Genomic DNA, 26,324 nt, shown 5'->3' with positions numbered 1-26,324 from the left:
GAGTTGACAGCGTACTATTTGCGTTCTTCCTCAGAAGGCGTTCCGGCTTTCGGATCTCCGTCCGTCAGCAATGCCGGTTGCTCCTCGTTCTCCCTTTCGTCGTCCTCATATTCTCTTTCGTCGTCCTCATATTCTCTTTCGTCGTCCTCATAGTCTCTTTCGTCGTCCTCATATTCTCTTTCGTCGCCCTCGTCTTCGCTCTCTTCTTCCGTTTCATCCTCTTCGCTTGACTTAAAGCGCATTTGAATCTTCGTAAAACCACGGTTGAAGTTCCAGAAGGAGGCGATCGCCATGATGCTTCCCATGAAAAAGACGATCAAGAAGTTATATTTTACACTAATAAAGAGGATGGCCCCATTCATCACAAGCAGCATGATTGAGTTGATCGGTTGGCCGATCGTGATCAACAGGCTGTTCTTCACGATTTGGAACGTGCTCATGTGCAGATGGACCATAATCGAGAGAAAATTCAAGAAAGCCGCAGCAAGAAACACCATAAGTACGATGAACAGGAGCGAGAACGATTGCAGAAAGTCGGACCGGTTCAGGTAGAAGGAATAGTTGACCGACAGAATGACCGCAAGCAGCGCGAAGAGAAACCCGCCGAGCATACTTTGTTTATAATTGGCCTTATAGTTTCTCCAATAAGTCTTCCAGAGCGGAACATCTACATCGCCCGTCACCCATTTACGAGCTACCGCAAACATGGCGGCGCTTGCAGGAATGACGGTGAACGGGGAGACGATTCCGACCATGAGAAACCATTGACGAAAGTAATCAGGCGTCATATCCGCCGAAGGCGTGATCAGCAAGGTCAGGCACAGGAAAAAAAACGGTAGTGAACAAAATACCCAAAGCAGGTTGATGGCGGATAACCGCATGATCCATTCCGATATCCGGTAAAAACCGCCCATGAGACCTCTTGTTTCCAAAAAAGCTCCTCCTTCGTCGTCAGCCAACGGTAACCGCTATCAAATGACGGAAAGCCATCCGTACGGCGGCCGCTGGGAAAGTCAATCATGACCACCGGAAGGAAACCCTATCCGATGCCGCAAGAACGATATGTTCTTGTATACCATTATAGCTCATTTTCCGACAAACTCCTAGGAGCCTTTGGATTCGAAGAATCGTCCATGAAAAAGCAGGCAACCGGCGGACCGATGGTCCTGCGATTGCCTGCTCGTCAGATGCCTGAAGGCATCCCCACGTTATTCGTCTTCGCTCTTGCGGTAGCTGCTGCGGCTCTCGCTGCGGTTCTCGTCGCGCTTGTACCCGCCGCCGCTGCTGCGGTTATCCCGGTAGCTGCTGCGATTACCGCCGTCGCGGTTGTTGTCATAGCCTTCGCGGCGCGGACGGCTGCTGCTGCCGCCGCCATACCCGCCTGACGAGCTGCTGCCGTACCGGCTGCCGCTGCCTTCGCGGCGCTGGCCGCCATAACTGCCGTAACCGCCGCTGTTCGGACGGCGTCCGGCGGAGCGGATATCCGGGCGGCGCTTCTTGGCGCGGAGCGGCTCTTCCGGGGTCAGCTCGACTTCAACATCCTTGCGATCCCCGGTGAGAAGCTTCATGGCCGCGGACAAGAGGTTCACGGAGTCGTATTCTTCCAAGAGTTGGATGGCTACGCCCTTGTATTCGTTCGTGTCTTCGCTTTGCATCAGATTGATGATGCGCTCAGCGGTGATCTTCTGTTTGCCTTCGATGGCTTCCGCCAGACTCGGCACCGGTTTGCGCGTGATGCGGTGACGGGTAATCTTCTCGATGAAGTGCAGGTGGTCGATCTCGCGCGGGGTAACGAAGGTCCAAGCGGTTCCTTCCTTCCCGGCGCGGCCGGTCCGGCCGATGCGGTGAACATAGCTTTCCGGGTCCTGCGGCAGGTCAAAGTTCACGACATGCGAGACACCGGAAACGTCAAGACCGCGCGCAGCCACGTCGGTGGCAACGAGCACATCGATGCTGCCGTCGCGGAATTTGCGCATGACCGCGTCGCGCTGATTCTGCGACAGATCGCCGTGCAAGCCTTCTGCGGAGTATCCGCGCTTCTGCAGCCCTTCCGCCAGCTCATCGACACGGCGCTTCGTCCGGCCGAAGATGATGGCGAGATCCGGAGCTTCCATATCGATCAGGCGGCACAGAGAGTCGAACTTCATCTTCTCTTGGACTTCAATATAAGCCTGCTGGATCAGCGGTGCGCTGACCTGCTTCGGAATGACGGAGACATGCTCCGGATTTTTGAGGAATTGTTGAGCCAGCCGTTGAATGTTCGCCGGCATGGTTGCGGAGAAGAGCATCGTGTGGCGTTCTTCCGGAACGAGGCTGAGAATGGATTGAATGTCCTCCATGAAGCCCATGTCGAGCATTTCGTCCGCTTCGTCGAGAATGACCGTCTGAACATCGTCGAGCTTGATCGTCTTGCGGTTGATGTGATCGAGCAGCCGTCCCGGCGTTCCGATGATGATCTGCGGGCGTTTCTTAAGCGCGCGGATCTGCTTCACGATATCTTGGCCGCCGTAGATCGGCAGCGAACGGATGCCCTTGAAGCGACCGAGCTTGCTTACTTCTTCTGCTACTTGAATCGCAAGCTCGCGCGTCGGACACATGATGAGGGCGACGATGCGGTCTTCCGTCGGCTGAATCTTCTGAACGAGCGGCAGGCCGAACGCGGCGGTTTTCCCTGTCCCCGTTTGTGCCTGTCCGATCAAATCCTTGCCTTCCAGCGCAAGAGGAATCGTTTTTTCCTGAATGGGCGTAGCTTCCTCGAAGCCCATTTCAGTTACGGCTCTCAGCACCTTGGCTTCAAAACCGAATTCATTAAAATTTTTCAAATGGAATCAAACTCCTTTTCCTGGGCATTAAGCCCTCTCTACTTATCGCCATAAACGGCATCTCCAGTACGGTTTCCATATTCGGTTCATTTCGAGCACCCTTGCGGTGCATAAAAAAAGCATTTCCCTTTGAGCAGGAAAATACCGCCGTACCAAAGAACATCATTGGTTAGTATAGCACACCGTACGATGCCAATGCCAGCGGCCTTGAGAAATGCTTTCATATTCTTTTTCAAGCCGTTTGACCTAGTACGCTGTCAGCTTAAAAATCGTGGTCTCCGCACAACTTTTCATACCCATTGACGCCGATTCATACCCACACGATTAGGGCTGACAGCGGACTTGAGCGTTTCTTCCTAACAAGAACCCTGAAACCATTCCGCACATGGATCGTATGAAGGTAACATCAAATCGATTACATGGCAAGGGAGACCGCCTATGTCTATAAAGAAACGGATTGGAGCCATCATCAAGAGCCGCAAGGAAGCGCCTGCTGCTCCTCAGCAAAATTCGATTGAAGAAGCACGCATTGGAGATATCGTGTCCGTTGATCTCGAACAGTATGTCATCACAGGCAAAGTCGTTTATTTCGACCGAGGTTATGCCCCTCACCGTTATGCGTATTACCTTCGCGACGGTAAGAACATCTCTTGCCTTCTGATCGAAAAGGGGCGTCAGTACGAGTGCTTTCTCTGCGAATTCGTCGAGGGCTCGCTGGATGATCCGAGCGAAGTGCCGACCCGTCTCGATGTAGACGGCGAAGTCTTCTATGACCTTGAATGGAACCGTACGGATGTCACCCGAGCGGAAGGACAAACCGATTTCCGCAGCGGAGATGACGTCATGCTGTGGCGCTATTGCTCGGATGGAGAAGGCTACTTCTTCCTCCAATGGCAGGATGGGAAATTCGTCGCCATGCAAGGAGAGCGCCTGCCCTCCGGAGAGGTTCGCTTCCTGCGCTCCAATCAACAAGCTTAACCGACATCAGCACGAGAGCCTAAAGGAGGTTGCTTCATGAAACGCCTGACCTGGAAAGCTTGGGTCGCGCTGGCGCTTGTCTTCTCTCTTATGGCTGGCTGTTCCAACGCATCCAGCTATGTATCGGATCATTATCCGCTCGTTGATATACAAGGAAAAGGCCAAGATTCCTCCAAGGTTTACCTGGTTGAGGATCAAGACGTACCGACTACCGCAGGCAAGTTGGCTGAGGAAGAGAAGCCGCGGGAGATCAGCAAGGAAAGCAAGGATGAAATGTTCCTGGCTTACTCGGACAAAATCATCCAGGTGCAGCAGGACCCGGCTAACGCCGCCAATTCCCTCGTGGAGATCAGCACCCTTTCCTATGCGCAGAATCATTATGATTCGTCCTTCCTGCAAGGGTATCTGACAGCCTCTCTCCTCCAGTCCTTATTCGGCGGTTCTGGCGGCGGCTGGATCTCGAACGGAGGAAACACCTACAAAGGCTACTCCTCCCTGCCCGACAGCAAGACGAAGACCAGCACCTTCGAAGAGAGCTTGAAGGGCAAAGATACACCTAAGACGAAAACGGGCACCGGGCTCTTCAGCAGCAAAAATAAAAGCGACAAATCGTCAACGGAGCTCTCTGATACACCCAAAAGCTCGGGAACCTCTGGAACCTGGAACACCAAATCCTACAGCCGGAAAAGCGATGGCTCCACTCCTGTTTTCAAGAGCAAGGTTCCCACAACCAAAAAAAGCTTCGGCTCCTTCTCAACGAAACGACGACGTTGATACTCGCGAAACTCCGGTATCCGCCGCAATAGCTAACAGCCCCGACAACCCCCTGACGCTTCCTGCGATCAGGGGGTTTTGTGTGAACCGGACGAAATGAGCTTTTTATATGGACAAAACCGGCGGGTATCGTATAATGGGTTACGCGCCAACCTCGGATAATGCTCCCAGGATGGTGAAAACTAGGGTTGAGGTGGATTCATGAAACGCACGCTTTACGAAATCGGAGCCCTGCTTGTCGGAGCCTTACTGCTCGCTGTCGGCTTCAACATGCTGCTTATTCCCCATCAGCTGCTCGCCGGAGGCATGTCCGGAGTATCCATGCTGATCGGGTATTTTACAAATTGGAACATCGGAGCGATGTATTTGCTGTTTAACATCCCCATCATCCTGTGGGGGCTCTATGCCATCGGACGCCGCTTTATCTTTCTGAGCCTGCTCTCGGTCGGAGCGACAACCTGGTTCATGCAGATTGTACCGACTCATCCGATTGCGAATGAGCCGATTCTTGCCGCCGTCTTCGGAGGGGTGATTATCGGGATCGCATCGGGAATCTCGCTCCGCGCAGGCGGCTCCACGGGAGGCTTCGACATCGTCGGCTCGATCGTGACGCGCAATCGGGATTTTCCGCTCGGCAGCTTTATTTTTCTCCTGAACGGTTTGGTTATCCTCGCACTCGGGTATTATAAAGAGAATTGGGATTTGGCCCTGTATTCCATGCTGTCGATTTACGTCTCCTCCAAGCTGGTCGATTCCATTCACATCCGTCATGTGAAGGTCACGGCGTTCATCGTCACCAAGGAGAAGGAGAAGCTTGTTGAGGTTCTGCTGAAAAACCGCGGAGTGACGGTCATGAAAGCAGAAGGAGCTTATTCCAAGCAGGAGCAGGATGTTCTTATGGTAGTCACGACCCGCTATGAGCTTGCCGAGTTGAAGAAAATCATTCATGACCTCGATCCGAAAGCTTTCGTGAACATTGTAGAAACCGTAGGCGTTCTTGGGGAATTCCGCCGGCACTGAAACATCCGCATTCTCCCTGTTGTCGGGCGGTAAGGGCATGGTATACTAGTAGTGTGAATTTCATATGTGTTCTGGTGCGTCCTGCGCGCGCGCGTTCCAACTCCTTTTTCTTACCAAGAAAATCCGATTGGGATGGTGATGCCTGTGGAAACCGTAAAGCTGGCCAGTATCGTAATGAAATTTACACCGCAGATGTTCCCTTTCCTCAAGAAGATTGAATTGGATTCGGACATCGTGCTCATGAACGGCATCGAGTCCTTGGAGACCGAGGATGCCATGGAAATCATTCAATACAGCATTTCGGAACATCAAAAGGACGCCTGGCTTCAGTAAGGCGTCTTTTTCTCGTCACCCGAGGTTCTCATCTCACAAGCGAGCGTGCCCGAATGGGGTATTCAGAACTCTGCAGCTTCTGCTAGAAGACCCATCGACGATTTCCCAGCATTCTACAAGGATTCTCTTCTGTTTGAAGACCTGATAATCGACGCTAACCCACGCTAGGACAAAATACCTTTGTAGTTTTCGCCGCTTTTGTTTAGTATGAGAAGTGATTGGGGTAAGAAAAATGAGAACGCCGATAATGGTACAGATTTGGAGAGATCGCACTTATGGAAAATTTGCTTGCCGCCCTCTTGTTGATTTGGGGTAACGCTTCTGCCGCACAGAACGACATTACGCTCGACAAAGTGGTTGCCGCTTCGCTTACGCCTCCTCCCATCGTAGCCGTAGATGAGAACACACCTGCTGGAAGTGCCGACGACTACCTGCGCCCGACCAGCAAAGAGGATCCACAGCCGGATGCTCCCAAGGTTAGAGGCGTCTATTCTACGGCTTATAGTGCAGGAGGCGCTCGCTTTCAGCAGCTCGTTAAGCTGATGGACGAGACGGAGCTCAATTCGCTGGTCATCGATATCAAGGATGACAAAGGCTACATCACCTACAAGACTGGCAACCCGGAGCTGGAGAAGACCGGAGCTGAGCAGAAGTTCATCGGCGATATCTCAAGCGTCATGAATACCATGAAGGAGCACGACATTTACCCGATCGCCCGGATCGTCGTTTTTAAGGATACGATACTGGCGAACAAGCGGCCCGACCTTTCGTTCAAGAACCCGGATGGAACCCTTTGGACCAACAAGAACAATGACAGCTTCGTGAATCCTTACATGAAGGAAGTATGGGATTACAACATTGAAGTTGCCAAGGAAGCCGCCAAGCAAGGGTTCAAGGAAATTCAATTCGACTATGTCCGGTTTCCGGAGGGTTTCGAGAAACGCGCCGACATTCTCAAGTACACCCATGACAAACGTACGAGGATCAACGCCGTATCCGAATTCGTCAAGTATGCCAAGGAGCAGCTTACTCCCCTTGGAGTACGGGTATCGGTAGACATCTTCGGATATGCCGCAGCTGTGCCGGCTGCGGAAGGGATCGGCCAGGACTTCCAGAAGATTTCACAGAATGTAGACGTCATTTGCCCGATGATTTATCCGAGCCACTACAGCACCGGCTGGTATGGCTCGAATGTTCCCGATGCCCAGCCCTACAAAACCATTGACGGCGCCAGCATAGACACCGAGAAGAAGCTCGCCCCCTTGAAGGAGCTGAAGCCGATCGTCCGTCCCTGGATTCAGGACTTCACCGCCACATGGGTGTCTGGACATATTAAGTACGGCAAGGCTCAGGTGGATGCCCAAATCAAAGCCTTGAAGGATAACGGAGTCGATGAATTTCTCCTTTGGAGCTCCTCGAACAAATACACGCCCGGTGTGGATTACACCCCGTAACAGGGAGTATCGCTCGATTAGCCTTCAAATGAACAAAAATCCTCTGCCCGCGCAGAGGATTTTTGTTTTATAAAGTAGAATTCTATACTTAAATTCGCATTATTTGGCAGCGAGCGGCTCCAGCACATAGCCGGCCCCTTTCTCCGCCCTCTTCTTCTCTACGATCACCAGCTCTTCGATCACGGGAGGCGCTACGTAATGGCGAACAAGCTGAGACTCCGCCCCGGCGAATGCCTGTTCATCCGTCTCGGCCAGAATGACCACATGAAGGAGCTGATCGCTCGTCACCGCTTCCAATTTGTACAAAAACATATTTTTCACCACCGATAAATAATTTTGGTTTCCCATTTGGCAAAAGCCGTGTAAAATATCTAAAACGCTGCCCTTAAAGGAGAGGATACGCATGCTGGAAGTTGGACATAAGGCTCCGCCCTTCACGGCCCCAAGCACGCAAGGGCTGATCGATTTGCGCACCTACCTGGGCAAAAAACCGATCGTGCTGATTTTTTACCCGAAAGATCATACCCCGGTTTGCACCCGGCAGCTTTGCGCCGTACGGGATGCCATTTTGCAGTATTCGAAGCTGAATGCCTTCATCGTAGGGATCAATTCCGCCGGTTTGGAGGAACATGAAAAGTTCACCGAGAAGGAGCACTATCCGTTTCCTCTAGTTTCTGATCAGGACGGCCTGATCAATCGGTTGTATGAGGTCGGTCAATCGATCATCCCCTATGGCGGCCAGAAGAGGACCGTCTTCGTGATCGGATCGGATGGGTTAATCCATTATGCCCGGCACGGCTCCCGAACGACGGACGAGATAATGGAGGCCTTACGCAAGGCGCACAAGATCGTGCTGAACTAGAACCTTTGAAGCCACGCTCTAATTGGGGTTAAAAAAAGCAAGCTCTTGCATTCCTCACGGAAAGAGAGCTTGCTTTTTTGCTTTAATAAACCGCTGCTTATACCGACAAGCGAAGCGCGAGCTCATACAGTTCGCGGTTAAACGGCTTCTTCGTGTTAACGACGAGATCGATGTCCGTCGTCACCAACTCTCGGTTGATGACGCCGCAGGCTTTGCCGGATTCTCCTTCAAGCAGCTTGCGGACGGCGAAATCGCCCAAACGGCTTGCCAGAATGCGGTCGTTATGCGTCGGTGTGCCACCGCGTTGAACATGGCCAAGCACCGTTACACGGGTATCGAGCCCCGTCATATCGCGGATCTGTCCGCCGATTTCTTCGCCATTGCCTACACCCTCAGCCACAAGGACAATGCTGTGACGCTTGCCGGAACGGAAATTGTCCTTCATGCGTTCCGCTACTTCCTCGATCTTGAAAGGGATCTCCGGAACGAGGATCGACTCAGCACCGCTCGCAAGTCCAGCGTACAGGGCGATATCGCCGCAGTGGCGACCCATAACTTCTACGACCGAGGAGCGTTCATGAGACGTCATCGTGTCACGCAGTTTGTTGATCGCGTCGACTACGATGCTGACGGCTGTATCGAACCCGATCGTAAAGTCCGTATAAGAAATGTCATTGTCGATGGTACCTGGAAGCGCCATGGTGGCGATGCCCAGTTTGCTCAGCTTTTGAGCGCCTTGATAAGATCCGTCGCCGCCGATGACCACAAGAGCGTCGATTCCGCGCTTCTTGAGGTTGTCTGCAGCAAGCTGCTGGCCTTCGGGAGTCATCATTTCCTTACTGCGGGCAGTCTGAAGAATCGTACCGCCGCGATGAATGATATCGCCGACGCTGCGCAGATCCATTTTCCGAATATCATCATGAATGAGACCGTAATACCCGCGTTGGATACCATACACTTTCAAATTGTGATACAGACCGCTTCTGACTACCGCGCGAACAGCGGCATTCATGCCTTGAGAGTCGCCGCCGCTGGTCAATACGGCAATGGAACGAATCGTCATACCCATGTCCTCCTATATGCTAAATGGATTTGCTTAAGGGCTCTCGAAAACGGATAAAAACCGAATTGATCAGGAAAAACACACGCATCATCGGGCTGCGGAAGAGCAGCTTGCTTCTCACGTTCTTCACATCCGGTTGGCTTGCGACCTTGGGGTCCGACAGATAGAGAGCGATCAAGCCCTCGATGATCATCCGATGGAACCGGGGAGCCTTTAGCCGGGTGATCGCTTTGCGAGCTTCCGCTGCGATGAAGCCCATGCGCCGAACGGTCTCTTCTCCGCTTCCGTAGTAGAAGCAGAAGTTCAAGTCCCCGCCTTGCCGATCCTCTTCCTGATCGATCAGATAGTCGAGCTGAATGTGCAAAGCGCAAACATAAGGGAAATAAGCTCGTCCGATTACAGCTGCCACCTCAGGATCCGCTTCCGGCTCCGAGGCAGCTAGGAAGAGCATGAATACGCCAAGCGTGGAACCAGTTGCGGCAGCAAACTCATTCCAGCGAATGTCCGGGTAGTTCTTCCCCTTCTCTTCCCACCACTGCGTCAGCGCATCTTCCCGTAAATCCTTGCGGATGTGCTTATAGACCTGCAGGTCCACGTACAGAGAAACCAGCTGTTGAATCTCCCCGGCAAAATACCGATAAGAGGGAAGCTGAGCAATCTGCGTGCGGCAAGCCTCGACAAGCCGAATGAGATACCCCCCGTCCTCCCTTTCAGTTCGGAAAGCATAGTAGTCGGCTAACTCCAGCTCGGGCGTCACTGCGTCCAGCATCGATTGATGAAGCTGGCGGAAATCCACCGGATCAAGCGATGTGCTGCGGTCGCAAAGGTTGTCCAAATAGTCGCTTATGGTCTGAAAGGCGACGATGAGCGAGATCAGTTGATCCTTCTGCGGCAGGTTGGCCGCTGCGTATACAGCCCCACCCTGACAGTGAAACCGTTTGGTCTGGATGCTGGCGATGGCTTGCTTCTTCAGCTCCGGATCGGGTATGCTCCCGGCCGATTCCTCCCATTGGGCAAGCGCCTGCTTCACCCCTGGCAGGATGTGCCGATACACGATGGTCATCAGCGTCAACGGACCTTTGGGATAACGATGAGTCTTCTGGGTTGTCTTTGAGATCGAATTCACTTGTAATCCTCCGAAACGTCATGCTCCTCATCCCACTATCATACCGCTTTTCAAGGAGAGGTGCAAAACTCGGGGAAACCATCGTTACCCTCCCCCGGTCTCACTTCCGTCCACAAGAAAAGCCCCATCTAGAGCTGTGAACGTAAGCTCCCGACACGGGGACAAAACACCTTAAGTCTATTCGTTTAATTTATCACGACAAAGGATATTTGCCAATAGGCTAATCTTCAAACAAAGCGAACGCGTTCACCTTAGTGGAAGAATGCTAATGCGAGCAGGAACCGAAAATCCTCCTCCTATCCAAGCGATGGAAAACGAGCCATCTCTGTGATCAGAGGAGGATGCGTTCACTGCTGTTACCGATAAAACAATACCAGATCCCAAAGGGCTCCAGAGGAGAGGAGCCCTGCGCTTGCCAGAAGAAGAACAGGCAGGGGGCGAAGCACTTTAAATTTCGCCTGCCATTGATGTTCGAATTTCAGCCTCATTTCCTTCTGCCTTCGGATCAAGAAGAGCGAGGAAAGAAACAGCCCCAGACTGCCCGCTAGGAACAAAATCCCGCGTGCACTTTCCATCAAGCTTACGGGATCCCTTCCCTTTATGGCCAAGGTTATGACGATGGCAATCAGAGAAAGAACGCCGGCTCCAACTACCGTCACCGCCACAATCAGGAGAAGGTCATGCAAATAGTTCTTAATCTTGCTCATATAGTTCCCCTTCCATTCGAGATGCTGATACGCATCCGCACGAAGGACTCACGATTAGTTGTACAAATGGCATGCGACGGAGTGGTCAGGGGCAACTTCCTTCAGCTTTGGCGTAATCTCACTGCAGATCGGCATCGCCAGCTTGCACCGATCCCTGAAGCGGCATCCCTCCGGCGGATTGATCGGACTGGGAACTTCGCCGTCCAGAACGATAATCTCGCGGCTCTTTTCCACTTTCGGATCAGCGACGGGCACTGCAGACAGCAAGGCCTGGGTATAAGGGTGAAGCGGTTTGCGGTACAGCTCCCGAGAAGGCCCGATCTCTGCAAGGGCACCCAGATACATGACGCCGACCCGATGAGAGATGTGCTTGACCATGGACAGGTCATGCGCAATGAAGAGATAGGTGAGCCCTCTCTCCCGCTGAAGCTTGACCAGCAAGTTCACGATTTGCGCCTGGATGGACACGTCGAGTGCGGATATCGGCTCGTCGCACAGAATGAATCTCGGATCGACGGCAAGCGCTCGGGCGATCCCGATCCGCTGCCTTTGTCCCCCGGAGAATTCATGGGCAAACCGATTAGCATGCTCTTTATTTAAGCCGACTAGATTCAGCAGCTCCATGATCTGTTCCTTGCGATCTTTGGAATTCGCTGCCAATCCGTGAACGTCGATCCCTTCGGCGATAATGTCTCCGACCGTCATGCGCGGATTGAGCGAGGCATACGGGTCCTGAAAGATCATTTGGACATCCTTCGAAAGAGCGAGCGGATGTTGTTTCTTCTCGACGTGGACATCCTTGCCCTTGTACAGCACACTGCCGCCAGTCTTCTCATACATGCCGATACAGGTCCGTCCGCAGGTCGTTTTCCCGCAGCCCGATTCGCCTACCAAACCCAAGGTTTCTCCGCTTCGGATCGCAAAGGAAACATCGTCAACGGCCTTCAACTCGGCTTTTCTTCCCACTTTGAAATACTTTTTCAAATGATTGACTTCAAGGATCGGTTCATTCATGGTTTGCGCCCTCCAGCTGCGGTTTCTTCAGCAGTGCTATCACATCCGGGTGATGAAGCCAGCAGGAAGCACGATGCTCTCCTGCGAATTCAATCTGTTCCGGATCGTGGGAAACGCAAATTTCCATACAATGCTTGCAGCGGGCTGCGAAGCTGCATCCGATCGGAGGAGCAATGAGATCAGGCGGCGTGCCCGGGATCGCTTCCAGCTCCGCGATTTCATCCTCGTCCGAAATTTTCGGCACCGCATTCAAAAGGGCAACAGTATAAGGATGCTTGGGTTCGTAGAAGATATCTTCCGCCGTCCCCGCCTCCACGATTCTACCGGCGTACATGACCACAATCCGATCCGCCATATTCGCGACGACTCCGAGGTCATGCGTGATCATGATGACCGAGGAACCCAGCTCCTTTTGCAATTTCTTGATCAGCAAAAGAATTTGCGCCTGGATCGTCACATCGAGCGCAGTCGTCGGTTCGTCCGCAATCAGCAGATTGGGATTGCAGGCGAGAGCTATGGCAATCATGACACGCTGGCGCATTCCTCCGGAAAACTGATGGGGGTACTGGTTGATCCGCTTCTCAGGATTAGGAATCCCCACCTTGGACAGCAGATCAAGCGCCTTGCCGCGAGCTTCCGATCGACTGATCTTCGAATGAGCCGTCAGGCCCTCTACGATTTGTTTCCCCACCTTCATGGTCGGGTTCAGCGACGATAACGCATCCTGAAAGATAATGGCGCTCTCTTTCCCTCGGTAGCGGCGCAGTTCTCTGCGGGACATCTTCGCAATATCTTGATCTTTGTATAGAATCTGGCTCCCCGGCTTGACTTCACCCTGGGGCTTCTGGATCAATCCCATAATTGCCCTGGCAGTGACGCTTTTGCCGCAGCCGGACTCTCCGACAATCGCGACGGTTTCTCCTTTGAGCACGTCAAAGGAAATTCCTCTTACGGCTTGTACCTCACCTGCATACGTATGGTAGGACACAGCCAATTTTTTTATCTGCAGCATTTTTTCCATGCATCTTCTCTCCTAGTTGCGAAGCTTGGGGTCAAGCGCATCTCTCAAACCTTCTCCGAACAAATTGAATGCGAGGACCATGAGACATAGGATGCCCGCCGGATACAGCAACTGATAAGGATAAAAGGACATCATATCTTGTCCAAGCGAAATGAGCGTACCCAGACTGAACTTCGGTGGCTGAACCCCGATTCCGAGGAAGGACAATACCGTTTCATCGAATATGACCGCCGGTATGCTCGTCGATGCATTCAAGATCAAGAGGCCGAGGGTATTCGGCAGCAAATGCTTGCCGATGACTCTCGTATGAGAGGCTCCGAGCGTTTGCGCCGCGAGCACATATTCGCTTTCTCTCAATTGCATGACCTGGCCGCGAATCATTCGGGCGGTTCCCGTCCAGGAAGCGATGCAGAGTGCGATCAAGAGTGGAATCATCCCGTTGCCGAGCAGAATCATGATCAGAATGGTGATGATCAAGGAAGGGATGCTGTTCAGAACTTCGATAATTCGCATCATGATTTCATCGACGATACCGCCGAAATAAGCCATCACTCCGCCGTATATGCAGCCCACTACAATCTGCACTAAGCTGGCGGCAATCGCAACGGAAACAGAGATTCGTGTGCCGATCGCCACACGAGAGAACAGATCGCGCCCCAGTGAATCTGCACCGAACCAGAATGTTCCGTTGGGTTTCGTGTTCTTGTATTTGGCGGCAATCGTAATATAGTCGGCTCCTCGGATGATAGGTCCGAGAATCGCATAGCAAAGAATCAGGAACAGAACAACAAGCGAAGCCATCGCCACCGGATTTCTCCGCAGTCTTCTCCAAGCATCCTGCCAATACGAGATATTTTCCCTGACAATCTGGTCGGACATCAGGGTATTCCTATCCACTTTACGAATCATATCCTCGTTAATCGTCATGAGTTCTCTCCTATCTTTTGGTTCCAAGGATTCGGATTCTGGGATCGACTATGGTGTACAGGATGTCGGTGAAAAAGATGACGACAAGATAGATGATCGTGAGCAGCACGGTCTCTCCCATAATAATCGGCACGTCTCTGCCGGTTACGGCCCCGATGAAGTACAAACCGATGCCAGGAATCGAATACACGCGTTCAATAAAGAAAGAGCCCGTGATGACGAAGGCGATCGTCAAGGGAAGAATAGTCACAATCGGGATGAACGAGTTGCGCAGTACATGCCGGAAAACAATTTTCGTTTCAGACAAGCCCTTGGCTCTTGCCGTCAAGATATAATCCTGATTGACGGAGTCCAACATAGAGGTCTTCATCAGCCGAGAATAAGAAGCAATATACCCCAGGCATCCGGAAAGGGTGGGCAAAATCGTGTATTTCCAGCCGCCAAACCACAAATTCTGCCCCTTGGGCCAGCCGATAATCGGGAAATACGATCCGGCTAAATACTTCTGAATGAGCAATGCGCACACCAGAGTCGGGGTCGAGATCAAAACCATCGATAACGTAACGATCATATGATCCGCCCACGAGCCGCGTTTCATAGCAGCGATAATGCCTAGCAACAAGCCTACCGTTACTCCGACCAGCGCCTGTTGAATACCCAAACGTGCGGATACCGGCAGCTTTTCCTTGATGATGCTTTGCATCGTCTGTCCGGGATAGACAACGGATTGGCCGAAGTCTCCTCGGGTGATGATGCCCTTCATCGCTTTGTAGTACCGTTCGACGACAGGGCGATCGTATCCATACTTCTTATACATTTCCGCCTTGATGTTAGGCGGCAGCTTCGCTACCTTTTCTGTCAACGGATCACCGGGTATAGCAGACAGTAAAAAGAATGTGGCCGTCGTAATAATGAACAAGGTCAGTATCATTTGCAATAATCGGCGGGTTAGATATCGGGCCATAAGTTATCCTCCATCGAAGCTCCATACACGATGCAGGTATGCGCGTCAGAGAACGACACGCATACCTGCTGTGTAAGGCTTATACGTTCATGCAATGTTGAAAAGTTCTTGCTTTGAAGAGGCTGAATTTCGTTTCCCTAATCGATTAATTGCGTTTCGCGATGTAAGCCTTCGTCCAGTCGTAGACCGGCCCGAAAATCGGGAAGTAGAAGTCCTTCACGTAATTCTGTACGAAGCGTTGAGTATCTCCGTAGTAGGTCGGGGTGATACCGAAGTCTTCCGCAACGAGCTTTTGTTCCAGCTTCTTGTAAATATCGAGACGTTGCGCTTCATCCGTGACCGTGCTCAGATCCTTGAGCAGCTTGTCATATTCGGGGTTGCTGTAGCTCGAATAGTTATTGCCGCCGTCCGTAACCCACATGTCAAGGAAGGTCAGCGGATCATTGTAGTCGCCGATCCAGCCAGAAGTCATGATGTCAAATTCCCAAGCGTTCTTGGCTTGGTTGTACAGCTTGGTGTCGCCGAATACTTTCATGTCAACCGTGATTCCGAGGTTCTTCTCGAATTGTTGTTTCCACCATTCTTGTCTTTGCTTGTCGGTAGCACCCGTTCCGGTCGTAATGAAGGTCAGCTTGATGTCCTTCAGGTTGGCCGTGTCTTTACCGAGTTCCTTCAGACCTTCATGGAACAGCTTTTGCAGTTCTTCCGGTTTGTTCTCGTATTGGTCGGCAAGCGCTTTGAGAGGCTCCGGTACGGTCGTCCGATAGTCAACCGAGCCGCTTGCCAAGGTTTTAGGTACAAAGCCATAAGCAGGGCTGTAACGTCCGTAGATAGCGGTGACCAGCTCGTTGCGATCGAAAGCGAGCGAGAGGGCTTCGCGAATCTTGACGTTCTTGAGGATGCCGCTCGGTCCGCCGGTCTTCTGGTTGAAGGCCATGAACCCGGTAAGCGGGGTGTCTCCGCTGATGCCGACAAACTTGCCGTTAGCCGCATCTTGTTTCCACTTGGCTACATATTCTTGCAAGGAACCCGTTACGTCCAACTGTTGGGATTCAAACAATTGAGCTTGGGTAGCGAACTCAGGAATGTCATTCATAACAACCGAGGTGATCGAGGTGTTATCTGCATCCCAGTACTTCGGATTCTTGTCCAGGGTGATGCTGTTGTTCTTCACCCATTCTTTGATGGTGTAAGGACCACTGTAGACTTGCTTAGCAGGATCGCTGGCCCAGTTTTCTCCACCGGCTTGGATGACATCAAGACGAACCGGATAGAAAACAGGGTATTCGAGCTTGGAAAGGAAAAACGGTACGGGTCTTTCCAAAGTAAATTGCAGGGTCTTGTCGTCAAGGGCCTTAACGCCTACGTCTTCAGCCTTGGCATTGCCCAGGTTGAAGGCTTCGCCGTTCTTGATATCGTAGCCGAAGTACGCATAAGGGAAGGCGTTGTCTTTCGTCAAGAGACGAATGACCGAGTCGACGTAGTGCTGAGCCGTAACCGGCTTGCCGTCAGTCCAGTTGAAGTCTCTCAGGTGGAAGGTCCATGTGAGACCATCAGCAGAGGTCTCCCATTTTTCCGCGCCGGCCGGAACGATTTCGTCGGCACCGCCGGTGTTCTTCGCCCGAACGAGCCCTTCTTGGGTGGCGTTCAGAATGGAGAACGTTCCGGTATCATAAGCAGCGTTCGGATCCAGAGATTCCGGTTCCAGGAAAACAAGGCGAAGCGTTTGATCGGGGTCTTTCTCAACGGTTGCGGCGGTTGCTGACGGTGCTGCTGATGCCGAAGCGGAAGGCGCGGTGCTAGCCTCAGGTGATCCGCTGGCCGATTCCGACGGCTTCGAGCTGTTGCTGTTGCAAGCTGTGAACAGCATAGTAGCGGCAATTATCAAACTTACGATTCCAAGCGACTTCCTTTTCATCTTACCCCTCCACAAATTCGTAATAGTTTTGTATCTCTCTCTTTGATACAAAGATCACGACAGGTTTTCTTACAATACCAATCCTGTCGGATTTAAATTTAAACTTATGGGATAATCTAGATGTTGTCAAGATTATTTTTTCACATGGAGATATTGACAAGGTATTCATCAGGAAAACTAACGAGAACTTGGAAGGATAAATCGCGATGAAAATCGGCTTGTGCTTGTCCGACTATCACAAACTCTCTTTTCTCATTTTGAATAAAAAACGCTGTCGTCTCGGAATGACGACAGCGTTCAGGTGTCTTGTTGACGATAAATTAGATCTGGTCATGGCAAAGAACGGATAGGTCCATCATTCAGACAGAATACGTTTCTGCCCTTCCAAGGCGCGGATCGGGGTGATATTCTGTGTAAATTCCAGAGTTCCCCGATAATGCCCCTCCTCATCGCGGACGGCAAAATACCGGATATATACCATCTTTTCACCGAGAGCGATCCAAAAATCCTCTGCATCCTTGCGACCAGACTTGAAATCCTCGAGTAGCTTTTCCACTACGTGAACGCTTTGAGGCGGGTGACAGTTCTGCACTGTCCGGCCAATGACCGCCTTCGTGCGTGCAAAGATTCTTTCCTTGCCGTGTGAGAAATATCGGACCACATTGTTCTCGTCAATGAATGTCAAATCGTTTCCTTCATGCTCACATACCGATCCATCGCAGTCTCTCCCCGCAATCTTCCATTAATACCGCTTAACGAGAACCATTCTCAATATCAAGGTAGCATGAGCCATACCGCATCTTTGTGATCCTGATCACAATAGATATAATAAAAATGCTCTTCCATTCGAGCTTAGCCTCGAAACGGAAGAGCCGATTACCTGAATGGATGGAAAATTTCCCCATTCCCATCCCCATATAAAAAGCGGTATCCACTAGAGGATACCGCCAAACACGCTAGCACACAAATTTATAAGAGGAAATCTTACAATTTGATGACGTTAGCTGCTTGAGGACCACGGTTGCCTTCGACAATATCGAATTCAACTTCTTGTCCTTCGTCGAGGGTTTTGAAACCTTCGGATTGGATTGCGGAGAAGTGTACGAATACGTCTTCGCCACCTTCAACTTGAAGGAAACCGTAACCTTTTTCTGCGTTGAACCATTTAACGATACCTTTCAAACTAACTACCTCCTAAAATTCCGCCATTCTTGGCGAATGCACTTATTATACCATCTGCGCCCACCTGTTACAAGCAATAACATTGAAAAAAAACCTGACATCTACCCGTCGTCTTGGATTGCCTTCTTCCCGTTTTCCGACGATTGCGTTTCGGCCAGGCATCAGGTATCATTCAAGCGAGGATCCCTTCGATCTTCGTTATGCTCACAAGGAAATGGAGAATGCCCCGTGCAAAAAAAACACTTGATCTATAAGAAAGACAAATGGAACATGCTGACCGTTGAAGAGAATGGAAAATCCCTCATCGTCCGCGAGATTTCGGACCAATGGGGAGAGGACTGCCACACCTTTCTCAGCCGGCCGGCCTTGATGAACTGGGTGGAGGAACGCTTTGCCCGCGACCGTTTCGACGGAACCGACGAAGAGTATGAAGCGCTTATTCAATCCTTCAAGCAAATTTGAGGGAGCCGAACCGATCGACAAGACTGAAGCCTTTTCTTCGGAAAGGGCTTTTCCTGCTCTTCCTTCCTCATCTCTGCTTTGTTCCCAGCTATAGTTCGGTCCCTGGAGGTGAAACCTGTTGAACGATACCGGAACGACTGCCGCATTTATCATATCGTGCTTTTGCTTTGCGGGGGTGCTGATCCTGTCCAAGAATAAGATCCAACCTCCAATGCGACGTTACCTAGCGATTACAGCGATTGTGATGATTGTCATTGCTTTTGCTTTTCTCATCTACCTGATCACTCAAGGAGCTTATTTCTAGGTGATCTAACCTTGCTCTTCCTTCATCTTTCCCGGGTTTTCCTCATTTTGCTTTTCTGGTTTCCATCATTTCTGCTATGATTAGGGGTAACCGCAATCGAGATAAACGCCGATCTGTGAACGAGTAGCAGGCTGTTATCCGATACGGAACCCAGAGCTCTCTCCGGACCCGATAATAATCGCATTCCAGGACAAACTATCGAGAGAGAAACGGACTGCTTGTTCTCTTGCCAAAAGGAGGCATCCGTTTCCCTTAAACCGTCCGGAGGAGCACGCTATGCTTTCATACAAAACCATGCTGTGCTCGGTCCTCGCCGTTTCTTTGGCTGTCTTCAGTTGGCCGCCTTCGGCCGCACCCAAGAAGGAAAGCCCGAGGAATTGGACCGAGCCCGCACCAACCATGAGGAGGGATCCTGTGAAACAAACGGTGAAACGCAAAGATGTCGCGGTAGAGAACACATGGAAGCTGGAGGACCTGGTGGCCGATCAGGCTGCATGGGACAAAGAATATCAAGAAGTGAAGGTTCTCCTTGGCAAGGTACCCCCTTATCAAGGCAAATTAAACACCCCTGCGGCTGTAAAAGAATGCTTCCAGCTGGAAGACGAGATCTCCTTACATACCGAACGACTCTATGTTTACTCCAGTATGCTGCATCATGGCGACACCGCCGAACCCGGACCTCAAGCGCTTTTGGACAAAGCCCAGAAGCTGAGCGTCGAAGTCGGAGAAGCGCTGTCCTTCATCACCCCGGAGATTTTGGCTTTGTCGGAGGAGCAGCTGCAAACGCTCGTCAGCGCCCCCGAACTCGCCAAATTCAAGCATACGTTGGATGAGATGGTCCGGCAAAAGCCTCACGTCCTCTCCAAGGAGCAGGAAGCGCTAATCGCCCAAGTCGGAAACGTGTCGCAAGCTCCCGGGAAAATCTTTAGCCTCCTCAACAACGCTGATCTGAAATTTCCGAAGATCAAGGACGAGGACGGAGACGAGGTCGAGCTTACGCACGGCAACTACATTCAGTTCCTGGAAAGCGATAACCAGGAGGTGCGCAAAGCAGCCTTTGACGCCATGTATGACACCTACGCCAAGCTGAAGAATACGCTCGGGGCCACCCTTGGTGCCAACATCACGAAGAACATCTTCTATGCCAAAGCACGCAAATATCCGTCCGTTCTGGAAATGTCCCTGTACGGCGACAAGATCCCGACCGAGGTATACACCAACCTGATCGATACCATTCACGAGTCCCTGCCCCTCTTGCAGCGCTACATGAAGCTTCGTGCCAAGCTGCTGAAGGTGGACCAGCTCCATATGTACGACTTGTTCGCTCCGCTTGTTGAAGAATTCAAATGGGATATCACTTATCAAGAAGCCCAGAAGATGGTCGCAGAAGCGCTCAAGCCGCTTGGCGACGATTATCTGACCGTTCTGAACAAGGGCTTCCAAGATCGCTGGATCGACATCTATGAGAATGAAGGCAAGCGCAGCGGCGCCTACAGCTGGGGAGCCTTCGGCACCCACCCCTATGTCCTGCTGAACCACAACGATAACCTGAACAGCATGTTCACCCTCGCCCACGAAATGGGCCACGCCATGCACTCGTATCTGTCGGACACGAGCCAAGACTATCGGGACGCACAGTATACGATTTTCCTGGCGGAGGTTGCTTCCACCACCAACGAAGCTCTGCTGATGGACTATCTGCTCAAGAAGACGGATGATCCAAAGGCGAAGTTGTACCTGCTTACCTATTACGCCGATCAGTTCCGCACGACCGTATTCCGTCAAACGATGTTCGCGGAATTTGAGAAGATCACTCACGAGAAGAGCGAAGCGGGAGAATCCCTTACCCCGCAAGAATTCAGCAAGATTTATTACGATCTGAACAAGTTGTATCACGGCAATGACATGACGGTGGATCAAGCCATCGAAATGGAATGGGCACGGATTCCCCACTTCTATAACAGCTTCTACGTGTACAAATACGCGACGGGCTTCTCCGCCGCTACCAGCTTCTCCAAGCAGATTCTGGAGGAAGGGGCCCCTGCAGTCGAACGGTACCTCGGCTTCCTGAAGAGCGGCGGCAGCGACTATTCGATCAACATTCTGAAGAAAGCCGGCGTCGACATGTCTACTCCGGAGCCGATCAAGCAAGCGATGGATGTATTCAAGACCCTGATCGAGCAAATGGAAGAGCTCACGAAATAACTTCTCCGTTCAAACGGAACATGCAAAAGAGCTGTCCTCCTGCAGAGAACCAATCTGCGAGGGCAGCTCTTCTTTGTTGGAATGGGTAATACCTTTCCGTTAATCCGGTTATCCCGGTCACTGGTATTCTTCCGCTGTCATGGCGAAGAGGACATGGTCCTCCCATACCCCATTGATGTTCAGATACCGTACCGCCAGCCCCTCGCGACGGAAACCGGCCTTCTCCATGACGCGCAGGGACGCGGCATTCCAAGGCATAACTGCCGCTTGCAGCCGGTGAAGGCCTGCCTCCCGGAACGCGAAGGCAGCCGCTAGCCGGACTGCTTCCGTAGCATAGCCCTGCCCCGCATAAGGAGTACCGACAAAATAACCGACGTTCGCGTTCAGCCAAACACCTCGGTGAACGGCGGACAGCCGAATCCGGCCGACCAGCTCTTCTTGCGGACCACGGAAGATGCCGAAGGTATAATCCATTCCCCGCTCCTCTGCGAACAGTCCTTCCTCGATCTCTTCTCTTTGCGCAGAGAGGGTGTAATAAGAATCGTCTCGAGCCGGTTGAAAGGCTTCATATTGGGTGCGGCTGGCGATTCGAAGCTTCAACAACTCCTCTGCATCCTCCCGCTTGAACGGGCGAAGATGGACGCTGTTGGAAGGTGCAGGCTGCGGGACTTCATGACTGTGATGTTCGTACATAATCGGTGCCTCTTTTCCACATGGTGTGCAAAGATTCTGGTTAGGGAAGCAAAAGGAAACCAACCAGGGCCGCGACCGCGCCGCCGACCATGGAGCTGATGATATTCACGGCATCGTTGTTCATCCAAACAATGCCCCTAGCCAATACCGCGGGCTGGTTGCAATGCGTTATGCGTTCCACGGATCGGCCGCAGACTGTGCAGCGGTACATACGCTGCACAGTCGCCCCAAGCAGAGAATCGGTGAAAGACCCGACAAGCCCTCCTGCAAAAGCGGCAGCCGCTAGCCCGACGAGTTCGACCGCTTCGGTCCGCATACCCGATTCTGGGACCAGATACAAGCAGACAGCGGCGCAACCGCCGATAAAGAGCGCTCCGGCTGCGCTCGCAGCCGAGCCGAGCGCGGTGATGCCTCCCGACGTTCCAGCCGGAACGGGCTTTCCGGTCAGGATGAAGCGCGGCCCGCGGCGGCTGAGGCCGCCGATCTCCGTCGCCCATGTATCGGCGTTGACCGCCGCCATGACGCCGAGAAATCCGGCCAGAAGGATCGGATGGGGCCAAATGCTGTACAGGACGCATAGGACGGACCCTGGCAGACCATTTGCGGCTACCTGCCAAGCGTCGCGGGTACCGTTCTTCTCATAGCTTTCTTCCGCAGCCTTGCGCAAGTGCTTCTTCCATAAGGAGAACGTCGTCGACGACGCGAAGAAGGCGATGAGCGCCGCAAACCATACCAAAGAGCCGACTGCGTAAAGCAGTGCCCCGAGAACGGCTGCCGCCGCTGCTCCCGACCCCGTTAGCGCCCGCTTGCGATAAGCCGCAATGCCAATGAATAAGCCGCCAGCGATACCGATTAGCCACGGCAGAAGACCCGTCCGGCCAGGCACGAGCAGCTCATAGAGCCAAGTATCCCGGATTGGAGAAGCGAAGACCCACTCCTGCAAGGCGATCATGCCCGACTGTCCTCGCTTGCATGCGTAAGGCGGACGACAAAGCTTCCAGCAATCTCCCCGTTCCACTTGAGCTCGAAACGGTCACCCTCGTCCGCTTTTCCCACACCAGCCGGCGTTCCCGTGAAGATCAGGTCTCCCGGTCCAAGCCCGTACCGCTCTCCTGTGAAATCCACGATTTGCTGAAGGGAAAAGATCATGTCGCGAATCTGCCCGCTCTGAACGATATGGCCGTTTTTCTCCAGCGAAAAGGGAATGTCCGCAGCTGCCTCCGCTCCAGGAAAAGGCCGAAATACACCGATCGGAGCGGAACGGAGGAATCCTTTGGCCGGCAGCCACGGCTGCCCTTTCGCCTTTAGCGTGGACTGAACGTCCCTCAGGGTGAAGTCGATGCCGAGCGCGAAGCCGTCGGCCAGCTCATCCACCGACATTCCCCGTTCAAATCGGCGGCCTATGCGCAGAACGACCTCCGCCTCATAATGAAGCTCTCCCCGGTCACCGGGAAGCTCGATAACCCGGCCATCCGCCGGGATGACCGCATGAGAAGGCTTCAAGAACAGCATCGGTTCCGTCGGTACGGCGTTGCCAAGCTCTTCCGCATGAAGCCGGTAATTCCGGCCTACACAGTACAGGTTTTGGATACTCTGATCGAATCCATTCTCCATAGAAGCACATCCTTCCTTGTTGTCAGCGAATAGGGACGATATTTCCACTATCCAGAATGCGAGCGCCAAACGATACCAGATTCAGCCTCCGGTAAAGCGCAAGCGCGGCATCGGGCAGCATGACGGCTGGTTGAGCCGCCTTGGTCAGCACGGGAACGGCATTGAGCGCGCAATCTCCTTCTTGCGTGCAGGAAGCCTCGAGAACCATGCTGTCCCAAGTCTTCACCACCGAATTGGTGGTAAAGATGAAATTGCCCAAGCTGTAAGCAATCCACTTGCCCTTATAGGTCTCGAAGCCTTGCAGAACGTGGGGATGGCTCGCTACGATGAGATCCGCCCCCGCATCGATGAAGCGGTGGGCCAAATCCTTTTGATAGGGCTCAGGCGTATCCTGTCTCTCCACTCCCCAATGCGCGATCACCACGACGAGATCCGCTCGTTCTTTGGCCTTGCGGATCGCCTCAACCGGCAAGGTGTAATTGTAGGTGTCGGCTACGCCTGGGCTCGATGCGCCTGCCTTCCACGATTGATCCGGGACGACGCGGCTGAAGCCGAGAAAGGCGATCTTGATGCCCTTCTTCTCCACAAAAACCGGCTCGAAGGCTTCCTTCGCGTTGCGCCCTGCGCCGACATATGGAATTCCGTTGTCGTTCAGATGGTCGAAGGTTTCAAGCAAGCCGTCCACCCCATAATCCATCACATGGTTATTGGCCAAGTTGACGAGATCGAACCCGGCCTCCTTGAATGCAGGCAGTGCCTTCGGAGAGCTGGTGTAGACGTATTCCTTCGTTTGCTTAGTCCCGCCTCCGTTCGTAACGGGCGTCTCCAGATCGGCCACCGTTAAGTCGGGTCTTTGCAGGTAAGGAAACATGTTCCGATAGGGATAGTCATACCCGTTTTTGGTTAACAGCGTATCCACCTTGCTGCCGAGCAGCACATCTCCGACGAAGCTCAACTGTACGCGCTGCGGATCCGTAAACACGCCGGGCTCATATGGGATGGGCGAAGCCGCGTTGACTTGGGTTCCATCCGTTTGGGCGGGATTTGAGGACGGCACGGCCGATGCCGCCGTCTCAGCAGGCTCCGCTTCCGGGGAAGAAGACGAAACGGAAGGTTCCGGTGTGACAATGAGTTCGGATGATGTAGGAGAAGCGATTGCAGATGGAAGCGTGTCGGGAGAAGACGTCACCATCGATGGTACCGGAGAGGCGCTTGCCAGAGGAGTCACTCCGGGTTCGGCGGACTTGCTGCCGTGGCTCTGGTTCCAATACCCGTAGCCGCCCCATACGATCAGGACGACGGCTGCGGCCAGGAATAGCTGACCAGCTTGCCTGCGACGCCGTTTCTTTCGGTTTGCGGCGGCGCGGCTCGGACGATTCGCGTTCATCGGGTTTACTCCTTTTCGAATACAAGAAAATAGACTCGTCTATTATAACAAAGAAATTCCGGAAAAAGTCCGCTTTGTGGAAAATCCCATCCGATTGAGGTAAAGTAAAACCATGCACCATGATCCGCAATCTTCTGGATGGATTGGCCGCATGGCGACCACTACACGAACTACACCTACAAAGGGGCGCCGACAACGATGGAACGATGGAAGATCAACCTGGTGGTCCTATGGATCGGCCAGTTTTTTGTTATGGCGGGAACCACAATGATCACTCCCTTTCTCCCCCTCTATCTTCAGGAGATGGGCATGCATAATCCGCATCAGGTGGCGATCTGGTCTGGACTCATTTTTTCCGCCAATTTTGTTACCTCCTTCCTCTTTCAACCCTTATGGGGAGGACTCGCCGACCGGTATGGCCGCAAAATGATGCTGATGCGCTCCGGCTATGGGATGGCTGTCGTCATGACGCTCATGGGCTTTGCCGGTAGCGCCTGGATGCTCTTGGCGCTGCGCCTTCTGAACGGCACCATATCCGGCTTCAATCCAGCCTCGGTGACCCTTCTCTCTGCCAATACCCCCAAGAACAAGGTCGGCTTTGCGATGGGCATTCTCCAGTCAGGCGGAGTGGCCGGAACCATCCTCGGTCCACTGATCGGCGGACTCTTGGCTGACTCCATCGGATTCCGCAGCATCTTTTTCCTGACCGGTGGAATGCTGCTGATGGCTTCCCTGCTCGTCACGTTCCTCGTCCACGAAAGCTTCGACCGGAAGGCGGCGCTCGCCGCGCCTAAGACCACCTTGCGAGAAAGCGTTCGAGAGCTGTCTCATGTGAGAGAACTCCCCGCTTTGTTCACCGTTTCTTTCCTGTTTCAATTCGCTCTGCTCGGCCCCTCTCAACTGCTGCCGTTGTTCGTCCAGGAGCTGCACGGACCGAATGTCGCTAACCTTGCCTTTTTCGCTGGTCTGGTGAATTCTGCCAACGGGATTTCCAATATGATGGTTTCGCCGGTGCTCGGCAAGCTCGGTGACCGCTTCGGATCGGAACGGGTTCTCAACATCTGTCTGCTCGGAGTAGCCATGTCCTTTATTCCCCAAGCGTTCGTCAACTCCGTCTGGCAGCTGTTTGCGATGCGCTTTTTACAAGGAGTATTCATGGGCGGCTTGCTGCCTTCGGTGTATTCCCTGATTCGCAAATTCACTCCGGACGGGATGGAAAGCCGCTCCTACAGCCTCAATACGAGCACCATCGCCCTCGGCAACGTTCTCGGCCCCATCACCGGCGGCCTGCTGTCACCCTTTTTCGGTATCGAGGGTGTCTTCCTTGTCTCAGCCGCCCTTCTCCTCCTGAACGCGTATTGGGTGAGAAGATCGATCAACCGCCGCCCAGCGCGTCAATCAGAAGCTTCCTGACGAAGCCAACCAGGCGGATTGGCCCGGTTCGAATTTCATATTCCTTTAAGCTTCTCTTCATCTGGGATTAGGTATAAGGAA

At 52.7% G+C, this 26,324-nt stretch carries 26 protein-coding genes and 1 pseudogene; 10 read left to right on the top strand and 17 right to left on the bottom strand.

Annotation, left to right across the window (positions count from 1 at the left end; genetic code table 11):
- Nucleotides 1–14: 14 nt before the first annotated feature.
- Both BN2684_RS18000 and BN2684_RS17995 read right to left on the bottom strand, forming a co-directional pair.
- Nucleotides 15–932: a YesL family protein gene (locus BN2684_RS18000; RefSeq protein WP_082652059.1), complete on the bottom strand. Its 918-nt coding sequence runs from the start codon at nt 930–932 to the stop codon at nt 15–17.
- Nucleotides 933–1,208: 276 nt separating this feature from the next.
- The gene (locus BN2684_RS17995; RefSeq protein WP_058303505.1) at nt 1,209–2,822 is read right to left on the bottom strand and encodes a degradosome RNA helicase CshA; all 1,614 of its coding nucleotides are present in this window, start codon (nt 2,820–2,822) and stop codon (nt 1,209–1,211) included.
- 438 nt (nt 2,823–3,260) lie between these two features.
- On the opposite strand from BN2684_RS17995, the gene BN2684_RS17990 reads away from it, so the two are divergent.
- The 5 genes from BN2684_RS17990 (at nt 3,261) to BN2684_RS17970 (ending at nt 7,381) form a co-directional block, all read left to right on the top strand.
- Nucleotides 3,261–3,800, top strand: a complete 540-nt coding sequence (locus BN2684_RS17990) for a DUF4178 domain-containing protein (protein WP_058303504.1) — start codon at nt 3,261–3,263, stop codon at nt 3,798–3,800.
- A 36-nt stretch (nt 3,801–3,836) separates the two neighbouring features.
- Nucleotides 3,837–4,574: a DUF4247 domain-containing protein gene (locus tag BN2684_RS17985; RefSeq protein ID WP_058303503.1), complete on the top strand. Its 738-nt coding sequence runs from the start codon at nt 3,837–3,839 to the stop codon at nt 4,572–4,574.
- A 201-nt stretch (nt 4,575–4,775) separates the two neighbouring features.
- Nucleotides 4,776–5,594, top strand: coding sequence for a YitT family protein (locus BN2684_RS17980; protein ID WP_058303502.1), 819 nt, complete (start codon nt 4,776–4,778; stop codon nt 5,592–5,594).
- A 138-nt stretch (nt 5,595–5,732) separates the two neighbouring features.
- Nucleotides 5,733–5,927 carry a hypothetical protein gene (locus tag BN2684_RS17975; RefSeq protein WP_058304618.1) on the top strand — a complete coding sequence of 65 codons (195 nt, stop codon included), beginning with the start codon at nt 5,733–5,735 and terminating at the stop codon, nt 5,925–5,927.
- A 275-nt stretch (nt 5,928–6,202) separates the two neighbouring features.
- Entirely contained in the window at nt 6,203–7,381 is a 1,179-nt protein-coding gene (locus BN2684_RS17970; protein ID WP_058303501.1) for a putative glycoside hydrolase, read from the top strand.
- Nucleotides 7,382–7,480: 99 nt separating this feature from the next.
- Here BN2684_RS17970 and BN2684_RS17965 read toward each other — a convergent pair whose 3' ends face one another.
- A complete protein-coding gene (locus BN2684_RS17965) occupies nt 7,481–7,693 on the bottom strand; it encodes a DUF3906 family protein (protein ID WP_058303500.1) in 213 nt (70 codons plus the stop codon).
- A gap of 91 nt (nt 7,694–7,784) precedes the next feature.
- On the opposite strand from BN2684_RS17965, the gene BN2684_RS17960 reads away from it, so the two are divergent.
- On the top strand, nt 7,785–8,243 hold the full coding sequence (locus BN2684_RS17960) for a peroxiredoxin (protein WP_058303499.1): 459 nt from the start codon (nt 7,785–7,787) through the stop codon (nt 8,241–8,243).
- A gap of 97 nt (nt 8,244–8,340) precedes the next feature.
- Here BN2684_RS17960 and pfkA read toward each other — a convergent pair whose 3' ends face one another.
- From pfkA to BN2684_RS17910, 10 genes and pseudogenes are all read right to left on the bottom strand, one after another.
- A complete protein-coding gene (gene pfkA / locus BN2684_RS17955) occupies nt 8,341–9,306 on the bottom strand; it encodes a 6-phosphofructokinase (protein WP_058303498.1) in 966 nt (321 codons plus the stop codon).
- Nucleotides 9,307–9,325: 19 nt separating this feature from the next.
- Nucleotides 9,326–10,369, bottom strand: coding sequence for a tetraprenyl-beta-curcumene synthase family protein (locus BN2684_RS17950; RefSeq protein WP_058304617.1), 1,044 nt, complete (start codon nt 10,367–10,369; stop codon nt 9,326–9,328).
- Between the two features lie 419 nt (nt 10,370–10,788).
- Nucleotides 10,789–11,139, bottom strand: coding sequence for a hypothetical protein (locus BN2684_RS17945; RefSeq protein WP_058303497.1), 351 nt, complete (start codon nt 11,137–11,139; stop codon nt 10,789–10,791).
- 54 nt (nt 11,140–11,193) lie between these two features.
- Complete coding sequence (locus tag BN2684_RS17940) at nt 11,194–12,153, bottom strand: ABC transporter ATP-binding protein (RefSeq protein ID WP_058303496.1); 960 nt, start codon at nt 12,151–12,153, stop codon at nt 11,194–11,196.
- Entirely contained in the window at nt 12,146–13,174 is a 1,029-nt protein-coding gene (locus tag BN2684_RS17935; protein WP_058303495.1) for an ABC transporter ATP-binding protein, read from the bottom strand. Before BN2684_RS17935 ends, BN2684_RS17940 begins: the two co-directional genes overlap by 8 nt.
- A 12-nt stretch (nt 13,175–13,186) precedes the next feature.
- On the bottom strand, nt 13,187–14,101 hold the full coding sequence (locus BN2684_RS17930; protein WP_058303494.1) for an ABC transporter permease: 915 nt from the start codon (nt 14,099–14,101) through the stop codon (nt 13,187–13,189).
- 10 nt (nt 14,102–14,111) lie between these two features.
- A complete protein-coding gene (locus tag BN2684_RS17925) occupies nt 14,112–15,065 on the bottom strand; it encodes an ABC transporter permease (protein WP_058303493.1) in 954 nt (317 codons plus the stop codon).
- A 145-nt stretch (nt 15,066–15,210) separates the two neighbouring features.
- Nucleotides 15,211–16,983 carry a peptide ABC transporter substrate-binding protein gene (locus BN2684_RS17920; protein WP_058303492.1) on the bottom strand — a complete coding sequence of 591 codons (1,773 nt, stop codon included), beginning with the start codon at nt 16,981–16,983 and terminating at the stop codon, nt 15,211–15,213.
- Between the two features lie 355 nt (nt 16,984–17,338).
- Nucleotides 17,339–17,671, bottom strand: a pseudogene (locus tag BN2684_RS17915) (PAS domain-containing protein); the annotation flags it as partial.
- Nucleotides 17,672–17,967: 296 nt separating this feature from the next.
- Complete coding sequence (locus BN2684_RS17910) at nt 17,968–18,165, bottom strand: cold shock domain-containing protein (protein ID WP_058303490.1); 198 nt, start codon at nt 18,163–18,165, stop codon at nt 17,968–17,970.
- Between the two features lie 228 nt (nt 18,166–18,393).
- Between BN2684_RS17910 and BN2684_RS17905 the strand changes: the two genes are divergently transcribed.
- The 3 genes from BN2684_RS17905 (at nt 18,394) to pepF (ending at nt 21,136) form a co-directional block, all read left to right on the top strand.
- The gene (locus BN2684_RS17905) at nt 18,394–18,627 is read left to right on the top strand and encodes a hypothetical protein (RefSeq protein WP_058303489.1); all 234 of its coding nucleotides are present in this window, start codon (nt 18,394–18,396) and stop codon (nt 18,625–18,627) included.
- Between the two features lie 118 nt (nt 18,628–18,745).
- On the top strand, nt 18,746–18,931 hold the full coding sequence (locus BN2684_RS17900; protein ID WP_058303488.1) for a hypothetical protein: 186 nt from the start codon (nt 18,746–18,748) through the stop codon (nt 18,929–18,931).
- Between the two features lie 414 nt (nt 18,932–19,345).
- Nucleotides 19,346–21,136: an oligoendopeptidase F gene (gene pepF / locus BN2684_RS17890; RefSeq protein WP_058303486.1), complete on the top strand. Its 1,791-nt coding sequence runs from the start codon at nt 19,346–19,348 to the stop codon at nt 21,134–21,136.
- A gap of 117 nt (nt 21,137–21,253) precedes the next feature.
- On the opposite strand, the gene BN2684_RS17885 is transcribed toward pepF, so the two are convergent.
- Genes BN2684_RS17885 through BN2684_RS17870 form a run of 4 tightly spaced genes read right to left on the bottom strand, consistent with a single transcriptional unit; the run spans nt 21,254 to nt 24,830 of the window.
- Nucleotides 21,254–21,829, bottom strand: coding sequence for a GNAT family N-acetyltransferase (locus BN2684_RS17885; RefSeq protein WP_058303485.1), 576 nt, complete (start codon nt 21,827–21,829; stop codon nt 21,254–21,256).
- 40 nt (nt 21,830–21,869) lie between these two features.
- Nucleotides 21,870–22,781, bottom strand: a complete 912-nt coding sequence (locus BN2684_RS17880) for a DUF92 domain-containing protein (RefSeq protein WP_082652057.1) — start codon at nt 22,779–22,781, stop codon at nt 21,870–21,872.
- A complete protein-coding gene (locus BN2684_RS17875) occupies nt 22,778–23,443 on the bottom strand; it encodes a fumarylacetoacetate hydrolase family protein (RefSeq protein WP_058303484.1) in 666 nt (221 codons plus the stop codon). Before BN2684_RS17875 ends, BN2684_RS17880 begins: the two co-directional genes overlap by 4 nt.
- A gap of 22 nt (nt 23,444–23,465) precedes the next feature.
- Nucleotides 23,466–24,830, bottom strand: coding sequence for a CapA family protein (locus BN2684_RS17870; RefSeq protein WP_058303483.1), 1,365 nt, complete (start codon nt 24,828–24,830; stop codon nt 23,466–23,468).
- 198 nt (nt 24,831–25,028) lie between these two features.
- Here BN2684_RS17870 and BN2684_RS17865 point away from each other — a divergent pair, with 198 nt between their 5' ends.
- On the top strand, nt 25,029–26,243 hold the full coding sequence (locus tag BN2684_RS17865; protein ID WP_058303482.1) for an MFS transporter: 1,215 nt from the start codon (nt 25,029–25,031) through the stop codon (nt 26,241–26,243).
- Nucleotides 26,244–26,324: the final 81 nt, after the last annotated feature.

The sequence above is a fragment of the Gorillibacterium timonense genome (genome assembly GCF_001457415.1).
Taxonomy (GTDB): domain Bacteria; phylum Bacillota; class Bacilli; order Paenibacillales; family NBRC-103111; genus Gorillibacterium; species Gorillibacterium timonense.
The sequence above is the reverse complement of the archived record's forward strand: the minus strand, read 5'-3'. Positions and strand labels throughout refer to the sequence as shown.

Coding starts and splice junctions, on each gene's coding strand:
- BN2684_RS17990 (WP_058303504.1), top strand. CDS start 3,261: ATGTCTATAAAGAAACGGATTGGAGCCATCATCAAGAGCCGCAAGGAA.
- BN2684_RS17985 (WP_058303503.1), top strand. CDS start 3,837: ATGAAACGCCTGACCTGGAAAGCTTGGGTCGCGCTGGCGCTTGTCTTC.
- BN2684_RS17980 (WP_058303502.1), top strand. CDS start 4,776: ATGAAACGCACGCTTTACGAAATCGGAGCCCTGCTTGTCGGAGCCTTA.
- BN2684_RS17975 (WP_058304618.1), top strand. CDS start 5,733: ATGCCTGTGGAAACCGTAAAGCTGGCCAGTATCGTAATGAAATTTACA.
- BN2684_RS17970 (WP_058303501.1), top strand. CDS start 6,203: ATGGAAAATTTGCTTGCCGCCCTCTTGTTGATTTGGGGTAACGCTTCT.
- BN2684_RS17965 (WP_058303500.1), bottom strand. CDS start 7,693: ATGTTTTTGTACAAATTGGAAGCGGTGACGAGCGATCAGCTCCTTCAT.
- BN2684_RS17960 (WP_058303499.1), top strand. CDS start 7,785: ATGCTGGAAGTTGGACATAAGGCTCCGCCCTTCACGGCCCCAAGCACG.
- pfkA (WP_058303498.1), bottom strand. CDS start 9,306: ATGACGATTCGTTCCATTGCCGTATTGACCAGCGGCGGCGACTCTCAA.
- BN2684_RS17950 (WP_058304617.1), bottom strand. CDS start 10,369: ATGACCATCGTGTATCGGCACATCCTGCCAGGGGTGAAGCAGGCGCTT.
- BN2684_RS17945 (WP_058303497.1), bottom strand. CDS start 11,139: ATGAGCAAGATTAAGAACTATTTGCATGACCTTCTCCTGATTGTGGCG.
- BN2684_RS17940 (WP_058303496.1), bottom strand. CDS start 12,153: ATGAATGAACCGATCCTTGAAGTCAATCATTTGAAAAAGTATTTCAAA.
- BN2684_RS17935 (WP_058303495.1), bottom strand. CDS start 13,174: ATGGAAAAAATGCTGCAGATAAAAAAATTGGCTGTGTCCTACCATACG.
- BN2684_RS17930 (WP_058303494.1), bottom strand. CDS start 14,101: ATGACGATTAACGAGGATATGATTCGTAAAGTGGATAGGAATACCCTG.
- BN2684_RS17925 (WP_058303493.1), bottom strand. CDS start 15,065: ATGGCCCGATATCTAACCCGCCGATTATTGCAAATGATACTGACCTTG.
- BN2684_RS17920 (WP_058303492.1), bottom strand. CDS start 16,983: ATGAAAAGGAAGTCGCTTGGAATCGTAAGTTTGATAATTGCCGCTACT.
- BN2684_RS17885 (WP_058303485.1), bottom strand. CDS start 21,829: ATGTACGAACATCACAGTCATGAAGTCCCGCAGCCTGCACCTTCCAAC.
- BN2684_RS17880 (WP_082652057.1), bottom strand. CDS start 22,781: ATGATCGCCTTGCAGGAGTGGGTCTTCGCTTCTCCAATCCGGGATACT.
- BN2684_RS17875 (WP_058303484.1), bottom strand. CDS start 23,443: ATGGAGAATGGATTCGATCAGAGTATCCAAAACCTGTACTGTGTAGGC.
- BN2684_RS17870 (WP_058303483.1), bottom strand. CDS start 24,830: ATGAACGCGAATCGTCCGAGCCGCGCCGCCGCAAACCGAAAGAAACGG.
- BN2684_RS17865 (WP_058303482.1), top strand. CDS start 25,029: ATGGAACGATGGAAGATCAACCTGGTGGTCCTATGGATCGGCCAGTTT.